Annotated in this window: 21 protein-coding genes and 1 tRNA gene; 15 read left to right on the top strand and 7 right to left on the bottom strand. The window is 70.0% G+C overall.

Features of this window, described 5'->3' with window-relative positions:
* The first annotated feature begins 32 nt into the window (after positions 1 to 32).
* From CED_RS11535 to ilvD, 10 genes are all read left to right on the top strand, one after another.
* Positions 33 to 1,922, top strand: coding sequence for a glycosyltransferase family 87 protein (locus CED_RS11535; protein WP_011438879.1), 1,890 nt, complete (start codon positions 33 to 35; stop codon positions 1,920 to 1,922).
* Positions 1,915 to 3,072 (top strand): hypothetical protein, encoded by a 1,158-nt coding sequence (locus CED_RS11530; protein WP_011438878.1) that lies wholly within the window; start codon positions 1,915 to 1,917, stop codon positions 3,070 to 3,072. Before CED_RS11535 ends, CED_RS11530 begins: the two co-directional genes overlap by 8 nt.
* 214 nt (positions 3,073 to 3,286) lie before the next feature.
* Positions 3,287 to 3,625, top strand: a complete 339-nt coding sequence (locus tag CED_RS11525; protein ID WP_035910427.1) for a hypothetical protein — start codon at positions 3,287 to 3,289, stop codon at positions 3,623 to 3,625.
* A gap of 250 nt (positions 3,626 to 3,875) precedes the next feature.
* Positions 3,876 to 4,202 carry a 30S ribosomal protein S6 gene (rpsF, locus tag CED_RS11520; protein ID WP_011438876.1) on the top strand — a complete coding sequence of 109 codons (327 nt, stop codon included), beginning with the start codon at positions 3,876 to 3,878 and terminating at the stop codon, positions 4,200 to 4,202.
* Between the two features lie 63 nt (positions 4,203 to 4,265).
* Positions 4,266 to 4,823, top strand: coding sequence for a single-stranded DNA-binding protein (locus CED_RS11515; RefSeq protein WP_023839971.1), 558 nt, complete (start codon positions 4,266 to 4,268; stop codon positions 4,821 to 4,823).
* A gap of 50 nt (positions 4,824 to 4,873) precedes the next feature.
* Positions 4,874 to 5,110 carry a 30S ribosomal protein S18 gene (gene rpsR, locus CED_RS11510; RefSeq protein WP_011438874.1) on the top strand — a complete coding sequence of 79 codons (237 nt, stop codon included), beginning with the start codon at positions 4,874 to 4,876 and terminating at the stop codon, positions 5,108 to 5,110.
* Between the two features lie 9 nt (positions 5,111 to 5,119).
* Positions 5,120 to 5,566 (top strand): 50S ribosomal protein L9, encoded by a 447-nt coding sequence (rplI, locus tag CED_RS11505; RefSeq protein WP_035729030.1) that lies wholly within the window; start codon positions 5,120 to 5,122, stop codon positions 5,564 to 5,566.
* Between the two features lie 610 nt (positions 5,567 to 6,176).
* Positions 6,177 to 7,535, top strand: coding sequence for a replicative DNA helicase (dnaB, locus tag CED_RS11500; protein ID WP_011438872.1), 1,359 nt, complete (start codon positions 6,177 to 6,179; stop codon positions 7,533 to 7,535).
* A gap of 166 nt (positions 7,536 to 7,701) precedes the next feature.
* The gene (locus tag CED_RS11495) at positions 7,702 to 8,049 is read left to right on the top strand and encodes an antibiotic biosynthesis monooxygenase (protein ID WP_035910426.1); all 348 of its coding nucleotides are present in this window, start codon (positions 7,702 to 7,704) and stop codon (positions 8,047 to 8,049) included.
* A gap of 968 nt (positions 8,050 to 9,017) precedes the next feature.
* On the top strand, positions 9,018 to 10,871 hold the full coding sequence (ilvD, locus tag CED_RS11485) for a dihydroxy-acid dehydratase (RefSeq protein WP_035910485.1): 1,854 nt from the start codon (positions 9,018 to 9,020) through the stop codon (positions 10,869 to 10,871).
* A gap of 58 nt (positions 10,872 to 10,929) precedes the next feature.
* Here ilvD and egtD read toward each other — a convergent pair whose 3' ends face one another.
* From egtD to egtA, 4 genes are all read right to left on the bottom strand, one after another.
* Positions 10,930 to 12,009, bottom strand: coding sequence for an L-histidine N(alpha)-methyltransferase (gene egtD / locus CED_RS11480; protein WP_011438868.1), 1,080 nt, complete (start codon positions 12,007 to 12,009; stop codon positions 10,930 to 10,932).
* Positions 12,010 to 12,052: 43 nt separating this feature from the next.
* Positions 12,053 to 12,790 carry an ergothioneine biosynthesis protein EgtC gene (gene egtC / locus CED_RS11475; protein WP_011438867.1) on the bottom strand — a complete coding sequence of 246 codons (738 nt, stop codon included), beginning with the start codon at positions 12,788 to 12,790 and terminating at the stop codon, positions 12,053 to 12,055.
* A 30-nt stretch (positions 12,791 to 12,820) separates the two neighbouring features.
* Positions 12,821 to 14,299: an ergothioneine biosynthesis protein EgtB gene (gene egtB / locus CED_RS11470; protein WP_084680767.1), complete on the bottom strand. Its 1,479-nt coding sequence runs from the start codon at positions 14,297 to 14,299 to the stop codon at positions 12,821 to 12,823.
* Positions 14,281 to 15,789 (bottom strand): ergothioneine biosynthesis glutamate--cysteine ligase EgtA, encoded by a 1,509-nt coding sequence (egtA, locus tag CED_RS11465; protein WP_035910425.1) that lies wholly within the window; start codon positions 15,787 to 15,789, stop codon positions 14,281 to 14,283. Before egtA ends, egtB begins: the two co-directional genes overlap by 19 nt.
* A gap of 386 nt (positions 15,790 to 16,175) precedes the next feature.
* Here egtA and CED_RS11460 point away from each other — a divergent pair, with 386 nt between their 5' ends.
* Together CED_RS11460 and CED_RS11455 are read left to right on the top strand one after the other, a co-directional pair.
* Positions 16,176 to 16,967, top strand: a complete 792-nt coding sequence (locus tag CED_RS11460) for a nuclease-related domain-containing protein (protein WP_035910424.1) — start codon at positions 16,176 to 16,178, stop codon at positions 16,965 to 16,967.
* Between the two features lie 101 nt (positions 16,968 to 17,068).
* Entirely contained in the window at positions 17,069 to 17,215 is a 147-nt protein-coding gene (locus tag CED_RS11455) for a DLW-39 family protein (RefSeq protein ID WP_035729042.1), read from the top strand.
* 79 nt (positions 17,216 to 17,294) lie between these two features.
* Here CED_RS11455 and CED_RS11450 read toward each other — a convergent pair whose 3' ends face one another.
* Positions 17,295 to 17,642 carry a hypothetical protein gene (locus CED_RS11450; protein ID WP_035910423.1) on the bottom strand — a complete coding sequence of 116 codons (348 nt, stop codon included), beginning with the start codon at positions 17,640 to 17,642 and terminating at the stop codon, positions 17,295 to 17,297.
* A gap of 224 nt (positions 17,643 to 17,866) precedes the next feature.
* Here CED_RS11450 and CED_RS11445 point away from each other — a divergent pair, with 224 nt between their 5' ends.
* The 3 genes from CED_RS11445 to CED_RS11435 all read left to right on the top strand — a co-directional run bounded on the left by CED_RS11445 (position 17,867) and on the right by CED_RS11435 (position 20,366).
* Entirely contained in the window at positions 17,867 to 18,721 is an 855-nt protein-coding gene (locus CED_RS11445; RefSeq protein ID WP_011438862.1) for a maleylpyruvate isomerase family mycothiol-dependent enzyme, read from the top strand.
* Positions 18,722 to 18,908: 187 nt separating this feature from the next.
* On the top strand, positions 18,909 to 19,973 hold the full coding sequence (locus CED_RS11440; RefSeq protein WP_011438861.1) for a ParA family protein: 1,065 nt from the start codon (positions 18,909 to 18,911) through the stop codon (positions 19,971 to 19,973).
* Positions 19,974 to 20,290: 317 nt separating this feature from the next.
* Positions 20,291 to 20,366: transfer RNA gene (locus CED_RS11435), tRNA-Ala, on the top strand.
* 27 nt (positions 20,367 to 20,393) lie between these two features.
* On the opposite strand, the gene CED_RS11430 is transcribed toward CED_RS11435, so the two are convergent.
* Both CED_RS11430 and CED_RS11425 read right to left on the bottom strand, forming a co-directional pair.
* Positions 20,394 to 21,491 (bottom strand): site-specific integrase, encoded by a 1,098-nt coding sequence (locus CED_RS11430; RefSeq protein WP_035910422.1) that lies wholly within the window; start codon positions 21,489 to 21,491, stop codon positions 20,394 to 20,396.
* A partial coding sequence (locus CED_RS11425; RefSeq protein WP_235187031.1) for a helix-turn-helix domain-containing protein occupies positions 21,491 to 21,706 on the bottom strand: 216 nt, incomplete at its 5' end. The genes CED_RS11425 and CED_RS11430, both read right to left, overlap by 1 nt.

The following is a 21,706-nucleotide window of genomic DNA, read 5'->3' as shown; positions in this document are numbered from 1 at the left end:
CAGTGCTGGTCATGGGCTGTCATGGGGCGAGAATGACGGGCATGGCCATGTCCCCGGCGTCCCCCGTCCGCGTCAGCCCGGCCCGGGAGGACCCGGTCGTCGCGGGGGCAAGCCAGCTCATCGGTGGGCCGCCGGGTGAGCACGCGGCCGTGCCCGACCGGCGTGGTTGGCTGACCCCGCTGCGGGTGCTGATGGCAATGGTCATCGTGGCCGGGGTCCTCGGCTACACCCAGAAGATCAGTTGCCGGGACACCCGGAACTGGACGCATGAGCACCAGTACACGGCGTTGTGCTACTCCGACATCGTCGCGTTGTACAGCCAGGAGGGGCTGGTCGACGGGAAGATCCCCTATCTGGACTACCCGACGGAATATCCGCCGTTGATCGGCGCCACCATGCAGCTCGTCGCCTGGCCGGCCGGTCTCGCGAACGGACCGCGGGCGGTCTACCGGGAGGAGAACGGCGAGCGCGTCTTCGACCATTACACGATGGACATGCGGTCGGCCGTCTTCTACGACCTCACCGCCCTGCTGTTCCTGATCGTGGCCTCGGTCGCGGTGTGCTGCACCGCGCTGGCGGCCGGATCGAGGCGGATCTGGGACGCCGCTCTGTTCGCGCTGGCGCCGACCCTCGTGCTGCATCTGCTGACGAACTGGGACATCATCGCGGTGGCGTTCGCGGCGGGCGGCCTGCTTGCCTGGTCCAGACGGGCTCCGAAGCTCGCCGGGATGCTAATCGGACTCGGCATCCTCACGAAGCTCTATCCGGCCCTGTTCCTGCTAGGGTTGGCCTTTCTCTGCCTCCGGGCCGGGAGGCTGCGCGAACTGGCCCGGACCGTCTGCGCGGCGGCGGTGACGGTGCTGGTGGTCATCGTCCCGCTATGGCTGACCGCCGGCTACTTCAACGCGGAGAACGCCCGCGTCGGCGACAGCATCTGGTCGACCTTCTGGCGAGGTGGTGACTGGATCCGGCTGGTCGGTGGTGGTCCGGACGGGGCCCGCAACGCCATCGCCCGGTTCTTCGATCTGAACTCCGACCGCGGCGCCGACTGGGACTCGCTGGCGTTCGGCGCGACCTGGCTTGCCGGCCGCTACGACCCGGCCTGGTTCGGAGCACTGCACCTGGTGGTCTCCGCGCTCACTGCCGTCGTCCTCGTCGCGGTGGCCGCGGCCGCGATCCATCATCGGCCCGATGCGCGCCGGCTGGTCATCGCGGCGGCCGCGGCCGGCTGGGTGACGATCGTCGTCGCCCTCCCGATGATCCTGCAGGGCTTGCGGAACAACGGCCTGCCCATCTCCACGTTGAACATCATCACTGGGGCGGCCCTGCTGGTCTCGGTGGTCGCCATCGGGTTACTCACCTGGCTCGCACCGCGCCGGCCCCGTCTGCCGCAGGTGCTGTTCCTGCTCGTCGTCGCCTTCCTGCTGACCAACAAGGTCTTCTCACCCCAGTACACGATCTGGCTGCTACCGCTGGCGGCACTGGCTCGGCCCCGATGGAGGCTGTTCCTGCTGTGGCAGGTCTGCGAGGCGTGGGTGCTGTTCACCCGATTCATGCACTTCATCTACAACGACACGCAGGGTCGTCACGGCATCGACCGGGGATGGTTCGTCGGCGCGGTGGCCCTGCGCGACCTGGTGCTGCTCGTCCTGGCCGGATTCGTCGTCCGGGAGATCCTGCATCCGCATACCGACATCGTGCGGACCGGCGGAATGGCGTACCCGGGTGATCCGCGTGTCGCGGTCGGCTCCGCTGCCGTCGGCGATCCGGACGCCGTTGACGACCCTGCGGGCGGGGTGCTGGACCATGCCCCCGATGTCCGCGGCGGCCGGCCGGCGTGGGTTACGGCGGCGGCCACCGGCGAGCCGGCCGGAGGCCCGGGCGCCGGCAGCGCCGACGGGGCCGGGTCCGGCGGTGCATGATCCGATCGGGCCGGGGATGGTCCGAGCGGCCTGGGCCCGGCTGCCGGAGCCGGTCCGGGCCACGCTGCCGATCTGGTTCGGGAGCCGGGTCGCGGTCGCCCTGCTGGCGCTCGCCGCCGCGCGGGTCCTTACCTCGGCGCCGGCGCGAAACGCTCCCGGCCTGCGCACGCTCTGGGACCGGTGGGATGTCGGCCTGTTCACGAAGGTCGCCCGGTACGGTTATCTCTCCCCCGCCTACTCGGACCGGACAGAAGTCGACTTTCCCGGCCTCCCGATCGCGATGCGGATCGTCCATATTGTCGTTCCGGACTGGATTGTCGCGGGTCTGGTCGTGTCGTTCCTCGCCGGTGCGGTCGCGGTCGCCGCGCTGTGGCGGTTGGCCGCGGACGAGGTCGGCAAGTCCGCGGCGCGGTTCGCCGTCCTCAGCCTCATCTGCTTCCCCTACGCGGTGTTCCTGTTCGCCGCCTATTCGGAGGGCATCTTCCTGGGGTTCGCGACGGCGTCCTGGCTGGCGGCACGTCGCAGCCGCTGGTGGTTGGCCGGCCTGCTGGGCGCCGGGGCGGCATCCGCCAGGATCAGTGGTATTCCCTTCGGGGTCGCGTTGGCCGTGCAGTACGTCGCGAGCCGGCGCTCCGCCGGCCTCCCGGTGTTCGCCCGGCCGGCGTTGTCGCTGGGGCTTCCACCCATCCCCGTCCTCGCCTACCTGGGCTATCTCAGGATTCGCACCGGGGGCTGGGGCTCCTACACGGACGCGATGCGGGACGGCTGGCACCGAGGCCTCGACTGGCCCTGGTCGGGCTGGACCGCCACCTGGGCATCGGCCACGGATGGCAACGGTGCGTCGACCTTCGTCTGGTTCTGGCGCGGGGAACTGCTCGCGGTGGTCGTCGGGGTACTGCTGACCATCATCCTGCTGGCCGGGAGACGGTGGGGTGAGGCGACCTTCCTCGGCGTGATGACCGTGATAATGGCCTGCACGAATTATTATGCATCGGGAATCCGTGGAATTTTAGTGGCCTTTCCGTTGTATCTGATGCTCGCGCGAGCCGCCGCGCGGCAGAGCTGGGTACAGTCGGTATATCTATGTACCGGTACGCCGATCATGGCAGCCCTGGTCGTCGCCTTCACGCAGGGACAGTGGGTGGACTAGCCTTTCCCCGCATGGCGCCTTCGGCGCAATGCGGGGGCCCCTGGCATCGGGGGCCGTGCGGGGTTTCCGTCGCCTCGCCTTCGGCGAGGTTCCTGGGGGAGCCGTCGGGAGCCTTCGGGCGCCTTCGGCGCAATGCGGGGGCCCCTGGCATCGGGGGCCGTGCGGGGTTTCCGTCGCCTCGCCTTCGGCGTTTGGAACTACGGGAGGCAATGCTGTGGACAGGCAGGATACCCAGCCGGGTCAGCCCGAGCCCGGCGCCGGGGACGTCGGCGGCGACCCGTCCGGGAGCGACCACGACTCTTCCCCGGGCAGCCACGGCGGTTCCGGGTCCGGGCGCGTCGGTCCGCAGCTGGCTGCCCGCATGCTCGCGGTGGTCGCGGTCGCCGCGGCGCTCGCGGTGCTCGTGTTCGCCCTCGCGGATCCCTCCCCCTCCCGGCACATGCGTGGCCTCCTGATCACGGTGAACCTCGTCTGCCTCGCCGGGGTGTTCACGGCGTGGCTTCGCGTGGTTCTCGTGGTCGGGGCCGCCAGGGCCCCCGGGGGAATCGAGTAAGCTCGGCCGGACATGCCGTGCGCCGGCGTACGTGTGTCCATCCGCTGGTCCAGGCCGACCACTCGTCATGATTGGTCGGCGCGCCTCCGGGTGGCCCGCGTGCCCTGATGATCGTCCGGATGTGCTGACGGGCGGTTCCCTCTCAGATCCATCGCGTCGAGCACGTTCGAGACGGCACAGGTTCCGGTCGCGGTCCCTCCTGCCACGGAAGATCCGTGGCCGCCAGAGTCCACAGGAGGTGGGTTCAGCCTTGGCACGTCATTATGAGCTCATGGTGATCCTCGATGCTGACCTCGAGGAACGCACTGTCGCGCCCTCTCTCGACCAGTACCTCGGTGTCGTCCGTCAGGGCGGCGGCGTGGTGGAGAAGGTCGATGTCTGGGGGCGGCGCCGGCTCGCCTACGAGATCGCCAAGAGTCACGAAGGCATCTACGCCGTCATCGACCTTCATGCGGAGCCCGACGTCGTCGCCGAGCTCGACCGTCAGCTCGTCCTCAACGAGTCGGTCATGCGCACCAAGGTCATCCGGCTTCCAGAGCCGAAGAAGCCACGTCAGAGCCGCCGGGCGGCGGCATGATCCGGTCCGCGGCGACGGCAGTCCCCGTGCCGTCGTGGGCCGCCGATCTCCGGGAGAGTGCCCATGGCCGGTGAAACCGTCATCACCGTCGTCGGCAACCTAGCCAACGACCCCGAACTGAGGTTTACCCCGAACGGTGCCGCGGTCGCCAGCTTCACCGTCGCATCCACGCCGCGCACCCTCGACCGCCAGACCAACGAGTGGAAGGACGGCGAGGCGCTGTTCCTGCGCTGCTCCATCTGGCGCCAGGCGGCGGAGCACGTCGCCGAGTCGCTGCAGAAGGGCGCTCGGGTCATCGTCACCGGCCGCCTCAAGCAGCGGTCGTTCGAGACCCGCGAGGGTGAGAAGCGCACCGTGATCGAGCTCGACGTCGACGAGATCGGTCCGAGCCTGCGCTACGCCACCGCCAAGGTCGTCAAGGCCGCGCGTGGCGGTGGTGGCGGCGGTTACGGGGGCGGAGGCGGCTACGGCGCGCCTGCCGGCGCGCCCCCCGGCGCACCTGCCGGTGTTCCCGCGGGCGTTCCGGCCGGCGGCGGCTACGGCGGCGGTAGTGGTGGAGCACCCATCGATGACCCCTGGTCGCAACCGGCCGGCGGCTACTCCGACGAGCCACCGTTTTGAGCGGCCGGTCGTCGTCCTCGCGAACGACACAACGAGGTAGGAGCACACCCATGGCCAAGGCGGCCGTGCGCAAGCCCAAGAAGAAGGTTTGCGTTTTCTGCAAGGACAAGGTCGACTACATCGACTTCAAGGACACTTCGCTGCTGCGCAAGTACATCTCCGACCGGGGTAAGATCCGGGCCCGTCGGGTGAGCGGTAACTGCAGCCAGCACCAGCGCGACGTGGCGACGGCGGTGAAGAACAGCCGCGAGATGGCGCTGCTGCCCTACACCGCCTCGGCCCGGTAGGGGGTGGCAATGAAGCTCATCCTGACCCAGGAGGTCCCCGGTCTCGGCAGTCCGGGTGACATCGTGGAGGTCGCGAACGGGTACGGGCGTAACTNCCTCGTGCCCCGCCGGTACGCGATCCTCGCGACCAAGGGCGCGGAGCGCCAGGTCGAGCAGATCAAGCGGGCCCGGTCGGCCCGCGCGGTTCGCGATCTCGGGCACGCTCAGGAGATCGCCGGTCAGCTCGGTGGCCTCAAGGTCGAGCTGACCAGCCGGGCGGGCAAGGAAGGCCGCCTGTTCGGTTCCGTGACGGCGGCCGATGTGGTGGAGGCGGTGACCGCCGCGGGTGGCCCCGAGCTCGACCGGCGCCGCGTCGAGCTCACCACGCCGATCAAGTCCCTGGGCGCCTACACCGTCGCCGTGCATCTGCATCCCGAGGTGACCGCGACCGTGAAGCTCCAGGTCACGCAGGCCTGATCAGGTCTGACCAGGGCAGGGCGGGCCTGATCGCGGCCGGATGGGCCCGAGGTCAGGCGGGTCTGACGGGGTGGCATCCGCCGTTTCTCCCGCTGTACCGCCGCGCTCGCTGTACGGGCTCCCCTGGCCGACCGTCTCAGGTGGTCGGCCAGGGGAGTTCGTTGTGTGTGGGGCAAGGGGCGACGACCAGATCCGAAACTTTTTCTCATCCACAGGGCACTCGGGATGCAGGCGCCTGCCAGCTAGGTTTCGTCGAGGTTGTGGTCTCGGGTGTCCACAGGTTTCCGATTTCCGTCCCGATGTCCTCCCCAGGTTTCGGCCGGTTGCCCACAGCTTTTCCACAAGGGCCTGTGGATAANTTTTTGGTGGGTGTGCCCGCCGGTCCGTAAGGTCGGACCCTCCAGGCCGAGGAAGGTACTTCTAGCCTGATCGGGCCAGGCCTCCTTCGGTGACGCGGGCGGCGCCCGGCGAGAGGCTCACCGGGCGCCGCCCGTTCGGTCCCTGCTGGAAGCCCCGGCCGGTCGGGGGCGGAGCGGTCGTTGACAGCGGTTCCGATCTGTACGAACATACGTTCGAATACGGGTCTACGGGAGTCCCGGGAGGGTGCGTCGTGAGCGTCACCGAGATCTCGCGTGGTTCCGGTGGGAGTGCAGAGTTCGACCGGACTCCCCCGCACGACCTGCCCGCTGAGCAGAGTGTGCTCGGCGGCATGCTGCTGTCGAAAGACGCCATCGCCGACGTCGTCGAGGTCCTGCGGACGGGTGACTTTTACCGTCCCGCGCACGGCCTCGTGTACGAGGTCATCGGCGATCTCTACGGCCGGGGGGAGCCTGCGGACGTCATCAGCGTCGCCGCCGAGCTCAGCCGCCGAGATCTGCTCGAACGGGTGGGCGGTCCGGCCTACATGCACACCCTCATCTCGAGCGTGCCCACTGCGGCCAACGCCGGGTACTACGCCCGTATCGTCGCGGAGAAGGCGGTCCTGCGCCGCCTCGCGGAGGCCGGCACCCGCATCGTGCAGCTCGCCTACGGCGCGGCTCCGGACGTCAGCGACGTCGTCGACCGCGCCCAGGCGGCCGTGTACGAGGTGACCGAGCGCCGGACGAACGAGGACTACCTGCCGCTGGGGGAGCTGCTCAACCCGGCGTTGGAGGAGATCGAGTCCATCCAGGGGCACGACGGTTCGCTGACCGGGGTGCCCACCGGTTTCGTCGACCTCGACGAGCTGACCAACGGCCTGCACGGCGGCCAGCTGTGGATCGTCGCGGCCAGGCCGGCCGTGGGCAAGTCGACCCTCGGCCTGGACTTCGCCCGGGCGGCGTCGATCAAGAACGGGATGGCGTCGGTCATCTTTTCGCTGGAGATGAGCCGCATGGAGATCACCATGCGGCTGTTGTCCGCCGAGGCGCGGGTGTCCCTGCAGAACATCCGCACGGGCCGGCTCACCGACGACGACTGGGGTCGCCTGGCCCGCCGGATAGGCGAGGTCGCGGAGGCCCCGCTGTTCATCGACGACAGCCCGCACCTGACGATGATGGAGGTCCGGGCGAAGGCCCGGCGGTTGAAGCAGCGTAACGAGCTGCGTCTGGTGATCCTCGACTACCTGCAGCTGATGTCGTCGCCCAAGAAGGTGGAGAACCGTCAGCAGGAGGTCAGCGAGATCTCGCGGTCGCTGAAGCTGCTCGCCAAGGAGCTCGACGTTCCGGTGGTCGCCATCTCCCAGCTCAACCGCGCCTCCGAGCAGCGGGCCGACAAGCGTCCCCAGGTCTCCGACCTGCGCGAGTCCGGAAGCCTGGAGCAGGACGCCGACGCGGTGATCCTGCTGTACCGGGAGGACACGGTCGAGAAGGAGTCGGCGCGCGCCGGCGAGGCGGACCTCATCATCGCCAAGCACCGCAACGGGCCGACTGGCACCGTCACCGTCGCCTTCCAGGGTCATTACTCACGGTTCGTCGACATGGCGAACTGAATTCTCGGCCCGGGAGCGGGACGAGGCCCACGGGTGGAGAGCGTCAGCGGCCCGCCAGCGGCCCGGGTGGGTGCCCGGGTGTGTTTGGCGTGGTCATGGTTCATGTTGGCGGACCGCAGATCTCCCGATGCTGCCAGACTGGGCGGTATGAGTTTCAGGATCATCCATGGCGAGTGAGAGGCGGGACGGCGGGCGGCCCNCCGGGGCGGNCCTCGAAGTTGCCCGGNTCGACATCAAACCGGGCAGCGAGGACGATTTCGTCGCCGCGTATCACGGGGTGCGTGCGGAGCTCGTCGGCACGCCGGGCTGTCGTTCCGCGCGGATGACCCGCGGGGTCGAGTCACCGTCGAGTTTCGTGCTGCTCGTCGAGTGGGACAGCCTGGACGCCCATCTGACGAACTTCCGGGAGTCGGAGCGGTTTGTCCGCTGGCGTGCCGCCCTCGGCCCGTACTTCGACGGCACCCCGACGGTGGCGCACAGCGCAGACGTCCCCGCCGCTCCCGGCCCGGCCTGACCCTCGACGACCGCCGGACCTCTGATCATGGCAGCGTTCCTCGGGTACCTGTTTTTCGCGCCGCTTACGGCGCTCTTCTTCGGTTTCCTCATCTGGCTGGTGCCGGCGATCCTGCTCCGGAACACGGATGTGGTGAGCCGGCTGAACCTGCGGCCCTTCGCGTTCTTCGTCACCGGCTACGTCTTCAGCGGGCTGATGGCCCTCTACCTGCTGGTGCTGGACGCCGGCCACGACGTCGCGCCGGCGGCCGGCGCCGTCGCATCCCTGGCCCTCCTCTGGGCTGTTCGGCGGCAGTGGCGCCGGCATCGGCCACTGGGCACGCGGCAGGTGGCGAGCAGGCGACGTGGCGGCCCGGTCCAGCCGGTGCAGCCGGGTTNCCCCGGCCCGCCGGTGCAGCCGGGTTATCCGCATCAGCCCGGCCACCCGTACCCCCCCATGCCGCAGGCCGGGCCGGTCGCGAGAGGTCCATCCGGGTATCCCGAGACCGCCGGATATTCGCTTACGCAGCCGGATCAGCCCCGCCCGGGCGGGGGAGGAGACGGTCCGGGCGGGGGAGAAGACGACCCGGCAGGCGGGGCGGGNGATCCCGGTCAGCCGGGGNATCAGTCTGGGCCCGCGGGTCATCGGGCGGCACCGGACGGCGGTCGCGGGGCCGGTCGGCGGATCGCCGGCTACCCCTGGGCCGTTCCGCCCAGCGGGCCCAGACCGGGGGGCCTACCACCCGGCGCGCCCCCGTCCCCGCCACCGGCCGAGGCGGACCCTGATTCCTGATCACGGGTTCTTGATTTCTGGTCCGGTTCCTGGTCTCTGGCGCCTGATTCCGTCGCTCGTCGTTCGCCGCCCGGCGGGCCGGGCGGCGCGACACGGCAGGCTGGACCCGTCCGGGCGGTGGCGTACCGTCGTGTCATCGTCTGTCAGTGCCGGCGGTCCCCGCCAGCAGTGCCACTGAATTGATCTTCGAGGTCGAGATGCCCGCCCTGCGCTCCCGCACCACCACCCACGGCCGGAACATGGCCGGCGCCCGCGCCCTGTGGCGCGCGACCGGGATGACCGACGACGACTTTGGCAAGCCGATCGTCGCCGTGGCTAACAGCTTCACCGAGTTCGTCCCGGGGCATGTGCACTTGCGTAACCTTGGCTCGCTGGTGGCCGGGGCGGTGGCCGAGGCCGGTGGGGTGGCGCGCGAGTTCAACACCATTGCCGTGGACGACGGCATCGCGATGGGGCATGGCGGGATGCTCTACTCGCTGCCGTCCCGCGAGCTCATCGCCGACAGCGTCGAGTACATGGTGAACGCCCACTGCGCCGACGCCCTGGTCTGCATCTCCAACTGCGACAAGATCACCCCGGGGATGCTGCTCGCGGCACTGCGGCTGAACATCCCGACCGTGTTCGTCTCCGGCGGAGCGATGGAGTCGGGCAACGCGGTCATCTCCGGCGGCACGGCTCGGTCCAGGCTGGACCTCATCACCGCGATGTCGGCGGCGGTCAACCCGGACGTCTCGGACGGCGACCTGTCGACGATCGAGCGTTCGGCCTGCCCGACGTGTGGATCCTGCTCCGGCATGTTCACGGCGAACTCGATGAACTGCCTGACCGAGGCGATCGGGCTGTCCCTGCCCGGCAACGGGTCGNCCCTGNCCNCCGCCGCCGCCCGCCGTGAGCTGTTCGTCGAGGCCGGGCGCCTCGTGGTCGACCTGGCGCGGCGCTATTACGAGAAGGACGACGAGGCGGTCCTGCCCCGGTCGATCGCGACCGCCGCCGCCTTCCGTAACGCCTTCGCGGTCGACGTGGCGATGGGCGGCTCGACGAACACCGTGCTGCATCTGTTGGCCGCCGCCGTCGAGGCCGGCGTTGACGTCACCCTCGCCGACATCGACCAGATCTCCCGCACCGNCCCCTGCCTGTGCAAGGTGGCGCCGAGCTCCACCCGTTACTACATGGAGGACGTCCACCGGGCGGGCGGCATCCCCGCGATCCTCGGCGAGCTCGACCGGGCCGGGCTGCTCGACCCGGACCCGCACACGGTGCACTCCGCGAGCCTGCGCGAGTTCCTCGACCGCTGGGACGTCCGCGGCCCGAGCCCCTCGCCGGACGCGATCGAGCTGTTCCACGCGGCGCCGGGTGGCGTGCGCACGATCGAGCCGTTCAGCTCCACCAATCGGTGGGACACCCTTGACACCGACGCCAGGGACGGTTGCATCCGTTCGGTCGAGCACGCCTACTCCGCCGAGGGTGGGCTCGCGGTGCTGTTCGGCAACCTGGCCGTCGAGGGCGCCGTCGTGAAGACGGCCGGTGTGGACGAGGGCCAGTGGACCTTCCGCGGCCCGGCGCTCGTGGTCGAGAGCCAGGAAGAAGCGGTCGACGCCATCCTCACCGGGCGGGTCAAGGCCGGGAATGTGATCATCGTCCGCTACGAGGGCCCTCGCGGCGGTCCGGGGATGCAGGAGATGCTCTACCCCACCGCGTTCCTCAAGGGCCGCGGTCTCGGCCCGAAGTGCGCCCTGATCACCGACGGCCGGTTCTCCGGCGGGAGCTCCGGACTGTCGATCGGTCACGTCTCCCCGGAGGCGGCCCACGGCGGGACGATCGCCCTGGTCCGCGACGGGGACATCATCGAGATCGACATCCCGGCCCGCCGGCTGGAGCTCGTGGTCTCCGACGAGGAGCTGGCGAGCCGACGCGCGGCGCTGGAGGCGGCCGGCGGCTACCGTCCCACCGGGCGGGAACGGCCGGTGTCCATGGCGCTGCGGGCCTATGCGGCGATGGCGACCTCGGCCTCCACCGGTGCCGCGCGCGACGTCGGTCTGCTCGGCGGCTGATGAGGCGGCGTCCGGGCGGGCCTGGTTCGGACCGGGCCTGGTTCGGACCGGGACGGGTTCAGACCGGGACGGCGGCGGGGGCGGACGACGGCGTCGCGAGCGTCACGGCAAAATCCCCATCGGGATCCGTCCACTGCCGCGCCACCGCCCAGCCCGCCAGCGCAAGCTCCGAGGCGATGCCGTCCAGGGTGAACTTAGCGCTGATCTCGGTGAGGATCTCCTCCCCCGGTTGGAAGTCGACCGTAACGGCGAGGGTCGCGATCGAGACGCGCTGCTCCCGAACGGAACGTAGCCGCATCTCGATCCAGGAGTTCTCGGCGTTCCAGACCGCCACATGCGCGAATCCGCGGATGTCGAAGTCGCCCCCGAGTTCCCGGTTGATCACCGTCAGCACATTGCGGTTGAAAGCGGCGGTGACCCCGGCACCGTCGTCGTACGCGGCGACGAGGCGGTCGACGTCCTTGACGAGGTCCGTTCCCAGCAGTAGGGCGTCGGAGCTCTCGGCCTGCTCGCGCAGCGTACGGAGGAGGTTCTGCCGCTGCGCAGGGCGCAGATTGCCGACCGTGCCGCCGAGGAAGGCGAGCAACCGATGGCCACCTCGGGGCAACTGGTGCAGATGCCGTTCGAAGTCCCCGACCACGGCCGCCACGGAGAGCCCCGGGTAGGTGGTGAGGATTCCGCGACCTGCCCGCACCAGGGCCGCCTCGTCGACATCGAAGGGGATGAAACGGCGGAGGTTGCCGGCCGCCCGCAGCGCGTCGAGCAGCAGCCTGGTCTTGTCGGAGGTTCCCGATCCCAGCTCGACGAGGGTGTCGGCCGGACAGGCAGCCGCGATCTCGTCGGCGTAACTGACCAGGATGGCCCGTTCCCGCCGGGTCGGGTAGTACTCCGCCAACCGGGTGATCTTGTCGAACAGCATGCCGCCGGTGGTGTCGTAGAACCACTTCGGCGGCAGCTCGCGGGGGCTCGCGGTGAGGCCGGCGAGCACGTCGCGGGCCAGCGTGACGGCGCGATCCGACTCGTGCAGGTGGCGGTCGACGGAGAGGCCCGGGAACGGGATCTCCGCCGTGCCGTTCGCGCCCGTCCCCTCAGGGACGGCATCATCCGCTCGGGTGGTTGTCGGAGTCCTTGGTGTCATGGATGTACCCTCCATCAACGTGGTGCAACCCACGGTAACTGATCTAGGAGATCATGTTACGAAGAGTGACTTGATGTGTGTCGGCTACCAGGAGGTGATGGTCCGGAACGTCCACCCAGCCCGGTTCGTCATCGTCTGGTTCGCTTGCGACCAGGACTCCATCCTTCTCCCTCCGGTATGACAGGCTGTCCCGCCAGGCGGTCGCCACGATCTGGGTTCCATCCACCACCAGCAGGTTCAGCCGGGCCCGCTCGCCCGAACCCGCCGCGTCCAGCGACAGCACGACCTCGGCGACCGCCTCGGCGAGTGGACGCTTCCCGGCGTGCTCCCACACCAGCGCGGCGAGCAGCGCGGAGTCGCACGTCGAGTCCGGGACCGGAGCGTCGGGCCGGTCGCGCAGCATCCGCCGGACGGCCACCGGGTCGACCCGGCCGTTGTGGCTGAGCAGCCGGTGGCCGTCGGTGAAGGGAGCCGTCGCGCTTTCTTCGATCGGCATGCCGACGGTGGCGCTACGCACGGCCGCCAGCACGCAGCCGGAGGCGACCGCGCCGGCGATCGAGGCGTACGAGGCGTCCGTCCACATCGGCACGGCCCGGCGGAACCGGGCCGGCGCTGCCCGCAGCGCCGGGGCGTACCAGCCGACTCCGAACCCGTCGGCGTTCACCGTGCCGTGGCGCATCCGCCTCGGCGACCACGACTGGCGCAGCAGGCTGTACGGACGCTCCAAGGTCAGCCCCGCCAGGGTCCGTGGCGTTCCGATCCAGGCGAGGTGCCGGCACACCGAGGTCTCCTTCGCACGCGTGCTCGTTCGTCACCCGGCGTCGCGGGCCAGCCGGAATCCGGCGAAGATCTGCCGGCGGATCGGGTAGTCCCAGTTCCGGAACGTGGCGCGGACGGCGACGGCGTCCGTCGCCCAGCTGCCTCCGCGCAGGACGCGGAAGGACGACTCCCGCCCGGCCTTCGGAAAGAAGACCTCGCTGTACTCCCGGTAGGGGTAAGACACGAAGCCCGGGTACGGCGTGAACCCGCTCGCCGTCCATTCCCAGACGTCCCCGATCATCTGTTCGGCTCCGCAGGGACTCGCGCCCGCGGGATAGGCCCCCAGCGGGGCCGGGCCGCTCGTCCAGTTGCCCAGATTGGCACGCTCCGGAGTCGGATCGGTGTCCCCCCACGGATACCGCCGTGAACGTCCGGTGACCGGGTCNTAGGCGGCGGCCTTCTCCCACTCGGCCTCGGTCGGTAGCCGCCTGCCGGCCCAGCGGGCATGCGCCTCGGCCTCGTACCAGCACACGTGCTGGACCGGCTCGTCGAGGGGAACCGGCTCGACCCGGCCGAACCGGCGGCGCAGCCAGGTGCCGCCCTCGCGCCACCAGAACGCGGGCGCGCTCAGGCCCTCCGTCTGGCGCCATTCCCATCCCGCCGCCGACCAGAGCCGCTCGTCGTCGTATCCGCCGGCGTCGATGAAGGCGATCTGCGCCCGGTTGGAGACGGGGAGGGTGTCGATCCAGAACGCGGGGAGGTGGACGCGGTGGGCGGGACCCTCGTTGTCGAAGGCCCAGGGATGGATACTGGTGCCGAGGGTGAACTCGCCGCCCGGCACGAGGACCTCCGGCCGCGGCACCCGGCGGCCGGGCGGTGGCGCCGCGCCGGGAGCAAGTACCGGCGGTCCCTGGCGGAGCTGGTGCGTGGCGAGCATCGTTTCGTCGTGCATGTGCTCGTGCTGCACGACCATGCCGTAGACGAAGCCGTCGGCGAGCAGTCGTTCCCGCTCCGGTNCGGCAGCGGTTTCCGCGCCGGCGCCAGCCATCGGTCCGAACCGGTCGGGTCCGAACCGGTCGGGTCCGAACCGGTCGAGGAGGTCGAGAGTGCGGCCGCGGACCTCGTGCAGGTACGCCCTGGTCTCGGCGGGGCCGAGCAGGGCCAGCCGGCTGCGGCTCGCGCGGCTGTGCCGGAACGCGTCGTAGATGTCGTCGAGCCCCNGCCGCGTCCCNGTGCCGCCGGCCAGCGCGCGCACCAGCCAGAGATCCTCGTAGTTGCCGACGTGGGCGAGGTCCCAGACCAGCGGGGACATCAGCGGCGAGTGCTGGCGGAGGAGATCCTCCGCGGCGATGTCGGTGTACGTGAGTGAACGCTGGCGTGCGGTCCGCAGGGCGTCGGCGACGGTGTCGGCGGTGATCGGCTTCGCCTCCCGGATCGGCTTCGCATCCTGGTCGGCGGCGGTCTCCCGGTCGGCCGGGGCGGCTGGGGATGCCAGGGATGCCGGGGACCGGGTCAGACGAGTGAGACGCACCGGTGGGCCTCCTCACGCAGCAGACCGGCCGGGCCGATCGCGAGAAGTCGTTCGGTCAGTTCGTCGGCCGGACATCGGCCGCGGTCGAGGTAGCGCCCGGCGAACGACTCGACCGTCTCGGCGAGATCGGTCGCGCCGCCGCGGCGCAGGGCGCTCACGGCCAGGTCGACGCAGCGCACCGCCGCGCGTCGCAGGGGCTCGTCGGCCATGCCGAGCATCGCCGCGGCCGGCCAGCGATGCGCGACGGCCAGGCACGCCTCGAACGCTCCGTCCGCGGCGACCGGGTCGTCAAGCAGTACCGTCGGCATCGCGACGGCAGCCTGCCAGCCGTCACCCGGTTGCGCGTCGAGGTAGCGCAGTTCCCACCAGCCACGCGGTCGGACCGGGGGGAACACCGTGGTCGCATGGTAGGAGAGATCCTCGCGGGTCGGGGGACGGGTGACCGGGCCGCGGCCGGCGAGCCAGTCCCCGAAGGTTGAGTCGTCCCGGACCGGGANGAAATGATGATCGTCTTCGGGGTTGCCGGCCCTGGCGGGATTCTCGACCATCATCAGCTTGGCGTCGAGCAGGTACCGCGCCCACAGGTCGACGAGATCGGGCTCGGTGTCCCCGGACCCCGGGGCCGTGAGAGCGGCCGCGACGGGCCGGGTTCGGCTCGCGTCGATGCCGTCCCACACCGCCTGGCGGGTCGACCGCCATCCGGTCCGGCGGCCGGCGTACGCGGGTGAGGCGGCGAACAGGGCGGTGAGGACCGGGCCGAGAGCGTGGACGAGTTGGAACCGCCGCGCCGCCTCGGCAGGCGAGCCGCCGAGGTCCAGGTTGACCTGGACGGAGGCGGTCGAGTACATCATCACCGTGCCGGACGCCCCGCCCCCGGTCCGGAAATGCTCCTCCATCGCCNCGTATCGGGACGCGGTGGTCTGCCGCATCCCGACGCGCAGGGGATCGACCCCCATGCCGACGAGGGCCAGGCCGTCGACCGCCAGGGCGGAGCGGACCAGGTTCAGATCGGCGGAGCTCGCCCGCACGGCCGCGGTGAGCTCGGCCGGCGGCCCGGACAGCTCCAGTTGGCCGCCGGGCTCGAAGGTGATGCGGCTGCCCCCGGGCAGGACCGGCCCGCCGGGACCCGGGGNGGNCCCGGGNATCCGGGCGAGGGACGCCAGCGTGCGGGCCGGCGGGNTCAGACAGTGGACTGCCTGCGNGTCGACGATCAGCCACTCCGTCTCGATGCCGACGCATCCTCCCGGTACCGTCGGGCCACCGTTTCCCCGGGTGTCCTTGCGGTCGTTCCCCCGGATGCCCTTGCGGTCGTTCCCGCGGTCGTTCCCGTAGGCCGCCTCATCGCCTGTCCCGTGGACCGGCGTGACGCAGCCGGCCGCGAAGGCCCATACCTGGTCGGTGTCGATCGCCCGCCGCTGCGGCTGTGAGTGAGGGTGTGGTGGCTGCGGCTCGTCATTCCGGATCCCCTCGGGTGTCACGTGGCGTGGCATCCTGTGGCTCCTCTCCGGCACTGCAACTGTTCGACACCGCGCCCGACGGCGGCCTCCGGTGGGTTCTCCCCTGCGCCGCCGGCCCCCTACCCGGCCGCCGTACCCGGTGTCGCCTCGGCCGTCTCGCCGATGGGTGGTATAGATGTGTTTCCAACGTTCTTCTCCCTCGCATATTCCACGCCCTTGACCCTGTCGCTGTTGTGTATTCGATGGAATGGTGGCCGGGACGGACCGGGACGGACCGGGAGTCGGCAGCGCGCCGTGATTGGCTGACGGCGGAGCCGGTTCCGGACCCGGAGACAACGCCGAGCGCAACGGCGTCGTGACGGCGCCGGGAGGTGGTGACCGCGGACGTGTCCGATCGGCAGTCAGCGGGACGTTCGGCCATGGCCGAGTACCTGCGGCGCAAGCAGCTCTACGTCGCCGAGCGCAGCGATCATAAACGGCGGGCGATGGCCGTCGCCGGGGCCACGGCGGGNGNCGTCNCCCNCNTCGTCGCCGTGGNCATCCTCCTGGCCGGGCTGCCCGCGCTCGTGGCCGTGCAGCTCGCGATCATCTCGGCCGTCGTGGTGGTCCTCGTCGCGGCGACCCGGTTTCTCCGGTCCCCGCCGGAGATCGAGGCCTGGCGCGAGGACGCGGAGGCCGAACGCAGCACCGCACGGGCGTTGGACCGTCTGGCCCGGGCCGGCTACACCGTCCTGCACGACCGTGCGCTGGCCGACTCGGCCGGCAATATCGACCATCTCGTCATCGGGCCATCCGGGGCCTGGGTGATCGAGACCGACGCCCATCCGGGACCGATCCGCCAGAACACCGCCGGGGTCTGGGCCGGCAAGGTTCCATTGCGGGCGATGCTGGGGCTGGTCGCGTGGATGGGCGAGGAGGCCACCGCGCAGCTCCTCGCGGAACTGCCGGCGGGCTGGCAGCTGGAGGTCCAGCCGGTCGTAGCCTTCGCCCGCGCGGATCTTCCCGCCGGCTTGGCCCTCGTCGAGGGCGTGCTGTTGCTGCCCACCACCGGGGTGGCCGACTACGTGCTCTCCGCCGGGGTCGTGCTTCGGCCCATCGACGTGGCGATGCTGGTCGACGTGGCCGGGCGGGTGTTCCCGGCCTATGCGGTGTCGGGACCCCCGCCGTCCTGGCCGGCCCGATCCCGGCTGCGTGGCCTGCTGCGGCGTTGATCGGTTCGCAGTGACGTTGATCAGGACGATGCGACCCGGTCCGACCACGGTGCCGGCGGGCGGGATACCGTTGGGNGAAGGNGGCCTACGAAGGAGACGAGATGGTTCGCAAGGTGACCGTGCTGGCTCTACTGGCGAGCGCCGGAGCCGCGCTGACCGCCGTCCGGCGCCGCGGCAGGGGCAAGGAGGAGATCGACCTCTGGCGGGAGGCGACCTCCGCGGCGGGCGCCCCGGCCGGCGGGCGCTGAGGTCCGCGGCAAGGCCGGGCTGCCACCCCGGCCCGAGGNGCCCGAGGNGTCAGCCCGTCAAAGCTTCCAGCTCAGGGCCTCAGAGCTCGACTAGGCCCACGTCGACGACCAGGGTGCCGACCAGCCCGGTCGGGGCGGCGAGGTGCAGCTCGATGTGCGTCTCCGGTACCAAATCCTCGACGACGCGCAGCGGCACGTGGATTGAACCCCGTGCTCCGATCGGGAAGAAGCGCATGGGAATCCCGTTCCGCAGGAGGATCGGNCAGATCAGCTCGTCCGTCGAGTTACCGCCCCGAAAGTAGAGCGGCTGGGCGGTGATGCCGGCTGGGACGACGTAGCTGAACGACGAGCCAAGCGAAATCGGAACATCCAGACCTTTGCCCTCGAAGGGGACAATGCCCTGCAGGAAGCGAGGAGTCGTGAACATCCGCTCATCCTTCCGTCGGGTATCCGTGTGCATGCTTTCCGTATCTTCCTCTGGGTATTTTCGCTCGGAGCTGTTTCCACCGCGTTACGTCGGCCATCGAGGGAGCGTCGGGCGCGGCGTGGATCTCGAGCGTGGAGTGTGCCGACTATAAGGAATCTGCGGGTAAAGACGCTGGCAGAAGGCTTGACCTGGCGTGTGGTGGCGTGGGGAGGCACCGTAGAACCATGACCACCCCGACCTCGTCTCGACCGTCCGACGCCCTCGTTCCCGGCGCGGGAGCCGATGCCGACCCCGGGGCGGGCGTGAGCATCGCTCAGGAGTCGAGCATCGACACGTCGCCGCCGTCCGGTCCCTCCTACCTCCCCTCGGTGGTTCCGCACGATCGGCTCGCCGGATGCGCGGCGGCCCATCGGCGTCTGCTGGAGGTGGCCGGCCGGCTGGACGACGTCGTCGTGCGCCGTCCGTTGGGCCTGCCGGGCTGGACGGTCGGTCATCTGCTCACCCACCTGGCCCGCAACGCGGACGGTCACACCGGCATGGTCGAAGCCGCCCGGGCCGGTGGGATCCGGGCCCAGTATCCCGGGGGCGCGCGGCAGCGGGAGGACGGCATCGCCGCCGGTCGCGATCTGCCCGCCGCGCACGTCCGCGACGACCTGGTGGCCGCGGTGACCCGGCTGGAGCGGGCCTGGGACGGCGTGCAGGTCGACGTCTGGCGCACGGGTCTCGGGCACACCGCCACCTATGGCCTGACGACCCTTGCCGATCTGGTCTTCCTCCGCTGGCGGGAGACCGAGATACACCTCGTCGACCTCGATCTTGCCGATCTCGGCGGTCCCGGCTGGGCGGACCTGAGCCCGGCCTACGTCCAGGCCGAATGGGAGTGGACCCTGCGCGGGCTGCCGGCCCGAGTACCCCCGGAGATCACCGTCGTGCTGGCGCCGGGGGACCGGCCGTCGACCGCCGTCGGTCGCGGGCAGCGGCGCGTGGTCGTCGACGCGCCTACCAGGCCGACGCTGCGCTGGCTCGCCGGCCGGGACCCGGGCCGGCCGGACTGGCCCACCCTCGCCCCCTGGGAATGACCGGCGCTTTCTCGGACTGACCGGCCGGCCGCTCGGTGTCCCGGGTCGGGGGCCGGCGGGACCCGCGACGGGGCGGGCTTCTTCTGAGGTTTCCGGCTAGCGCGACAATGTCTGCCGTGTTGGACAACAGGGACAACTGGGGTGAGGCGGCGCGCGGGCGACGTGGGGATCGCGGCCGGGGCTTTTCATGATCACGATGGCCTTGTTCAACAACAAGGGCGGCGTCGGTAAGACGACCCTCGCCTACCACCTGGCGCACATGCTGCAGCGCATGGGTCACCGGGTGCTCGCGGTCGATCTCGATCCGCAGGCGAACCTGACCGCCCAGTTCCTCGACGAGGACGAGCTGACCCAGCTGTGGGAGGAGCCGGAGGTCACCGCGTCGTCCGCGCCGAAGTCCATCATCGACCTCGACGTGCGCCCGGTTCGGATCGTCCCCGGTACGGGGACGATGGCGACGGCGATCGGGCCAATCATGGAGGGGGTCGGGGACGTCACGCTCTTCGATCCGGTGACGATCGAGGACGGTCTGTGGCTGCTGCCCGGCGACGTCGAGCTGAGCGTCTTCGAGGACCGGCTGTCGGCCGCCTGGCCGAACAGCTTCCTCGGCAAGGACATCGCGGCGCTGCGTACGACGACGGCTTTGCACCGGGTCATCGACCATGGTGCCCGCTCGGTCGGCGCCGAGATCGTGCTCATCGACGTGGGGCCCAATCTGGGGGCCATCAACCGGGCCGCGCTGCTGTCCGCCGACACCGTGCTCATGCCACTGACGGCGGACCTATTCTCGCTGCGAGGGCTGCGCAACCTCGGCCCCACACTGCGGGAGTGGCGTTCCACCTGGCAGGGCATGGTGCTGCCGAAGATTCCCGAGCGTATCTCGGCCCCGCGCGGGCTGATGATGCCGATCGGGTACATCGTGATGCAGCCGCCGACGCGGACCGACCGGCCGGCGAAGGCGCACGACCGGTGGCTCGACCGGATTCCCGAGGTGTTCGCGACCTCGGTGCTCACCAGCGGGAACCCCGGACCGCATGACCGTTCCTTCGAGATCGCCACCCTGGGGCACTACGCGAACCTGATCCCGCTGGCGCACGACGCCCGTAAGCCGATGTTCGAGCTGCGGGCCGGAGACGGCGCACTCGGCGGTACGCAGAGCGCGGTGCGGCGCTGCTACTCCGACTTCCGGGATCTCGCGGTTAAGGTGCGGGAGCGGCTGGCCTTCATCGATCCGACCCTGCGCCGGTCCTGACCGACGGGCCTCGCGGCCGGTGCCGGCACGGCCGTAGCCGTAGCCATCGCTGACGGCGGCGTCGGCGGGCCGGTTATCCACAGGGTGGCGATTGGGGGAGTCGCGGCCCGGTTATCCACAGGGCGCCCGCGGGGCCCGATGGTCGTAGGCGGGCACTGTGATCGCCGGAAGACCGGATCAACCCGAGCATCGGTGTCCCCCTATGGTTCCCGTGCCGGACCAACGTCCGAGGAGACCGTCATGCCGTACGCTTGTGAAGCGCTTCGCCGAGGTGGTCATCGTCGGGTGGTTCCGTCCCGGCCGGAGTGCGTCCCGCGGGGGGCGTAGCTCAATTGGCAGAGCACTGCCTTTGCAAGGCAGGGGTTAGGGGTTCGAGTCCCCTCGTCTCCACCAGCAGGTTTGCATGATCGACGATCATTGTTAGTCGGTGCCCGTCAGCGGATCGTCAGCAGGGTCATCGAGCGCCGCTCGAAGTCGATCTTCATAGTCCGCCGGTCGGTGGGTGTATCGATCGAGAGTCGTACTGGCGTGCTCGTGCCCCAACGCCGCCTGAACCAGATTCACCGGCACCCCTTCCGAGACGAGCCACGTCGTATAGCAGTGCCGGAGCCTGTGGAAAGTCAGCGAGGAAGGTAGTCCGGCAGCGTCACGCGCAGGCACCCACACGTTCCGCCGGAAGTTCGAGCGCCGCAGGTGATGCCCGACCGAGTCAGGGAAAACAAGATCATCATGTCCTGTAGGGACGACCCCAGCTTGCCGCCGGAGCGCAGCCCCGAGCAGGGATGGCACGGGCACGACCCGCCGCCCGGCTTCCGTCTTCGGGTACGACTTCATGCTGATACCCCCCGAGACTTCCACCGCCGTCTCCACCACGACGATGCGTCCGGACAGCAGGTCAACGTTTCGCCAGTGGAGACCGACGCATTCACCCCACCGGAGCCCCGCGTAGGCCGCAGCGAGGACGAGCGCCCGATACCGTTCCGGTACCTCTGGCAGGAGCTTCCCCGCCAACTCCTCACGGGTGATGAGTTCGTCTGCCACCGAACCTTTGCGGCGCGCAGGCAGACGGACGCCCTCACATGGGTTGATCGCGATCAGGCGGCCCCGGACAGCGGCCTTCATGATCGAGGACATGATGCCAAAACAGGAGATCACCGTCTGCGCCGCAAGGCTTCCCGCCAGGCGAGTCACCCACGCCTGAACATCGAGGAAAGAGATCTTATTCAACGGCCAGTCTCCCCACTGCGGAACGATATGGCACCGCATCCGAGATTTCGCAGCATCCGCCGTCGTCAGTTCCACCCGACGGCTTTCCTCCCAACGACGGGCGTGGTCACGAAACAGCACCCGCCCTGCCGAGGGATCGAGGTAGGTCCCCCGCGATTTCTCCGCCTCCACCGTCGCCAGGAAACCGGACGCATCCTTTTTCGTGCGGAAGGTCTTGGCTCGCTGTCGACCGGAAGGGTCACGCCAGTTCGCACGCCAAGTCCCCGACGGGGTCTTTACGATATGCCCCATTAGGCCGCCTCCACCCGTCCCGCGATCCACGCATCGAAACGCGCCCGGGGGACCACCCAACGGCGGACACCGGCCCGAATCGCTGGAATCTCACCCGAACGCACCATGACATAAGCCACACCACGACTCACACCGAGAAGCACCGCCACTTCATCGACGGTGTAGGTACGCCGTTCGACAACACTAATATCAGCCATGATCGTAAACCTTTCACA

It is taken from the genome of Frankia sp. CeD (assembly GCF_000732115.1).
GTDB classification, from domain to species: Bacteria; Actinomycetota; Actinomycetes; order Frankiales; family Frankiaceae; genus Frankia; species Frankia casuarinae.
Note: the sequence above shows the minus strand (reverse complement) of the source record. Positions and strands in the feature narration are given on the sequence as shown.

What these genes read in the sequence shown, in the direction of transcription:
- rpsR (WP_011438874.1), top strand. Translation starts at nt 4,874, where the DNA reads ATGGCCAAGGCGGCCGTGCGCAAGCCCAAGAAGAAGGTTTGCGTTTTC.
- CED_RS11535 (WP_011438879.1), top strand. Translation starts at nt 33, where the DNA reads ATGACGGGCATGGCCATGTCCCCGGCGTCCCCCGTCCGCGTCAGCCCG.
- CED_RS11455 (WP_035729042.1), top strand. Translation starts at nt 17,069, where the DNA reads ATGGTTCGCAAGGTGACCGTGCTGGCTCTACTGGCGAGCGCCGGAGCC.
- CED_RS11430 (WP_035910422.1), bottom strand. Translation starts at nt 21,491, where the DNA reads ATGGGGCATATCGTAAAGACCCCGTCGGGGACTTGGCGTGCGAACTGG.
- CED_RS11515 (WP_023839971.1), top strand. Translation starts at nt 4,266, where the DNA reads ATGGCCGGTGAAACCGTCATCACCGTCGTCGGCAACCTAGCCAACGAC.
- CED_RS11445 (WP_011438862.1), top strand. Translation starts at nt 17,867, where the DNA reads ATGACCACCCCGACCTCGTCTCGACCGTCCGACGCCCTCGTTCCCGGC.
- CED_RS11440 (WP_011438861.1), top strand. Translation starts at nt 18,909, where the DNA reads ATGATCACGATGGCCTTGTTCAACAACAAGGGCGGCGTCGGTAAGACG.
- egtD (WP_011438868.1), bottom strand. Translation starts at nt 12,009, where the DNA reads ATGACACCAAGGACTCCGACAACCACCCGAGCGGATGATGCCGTCCCT.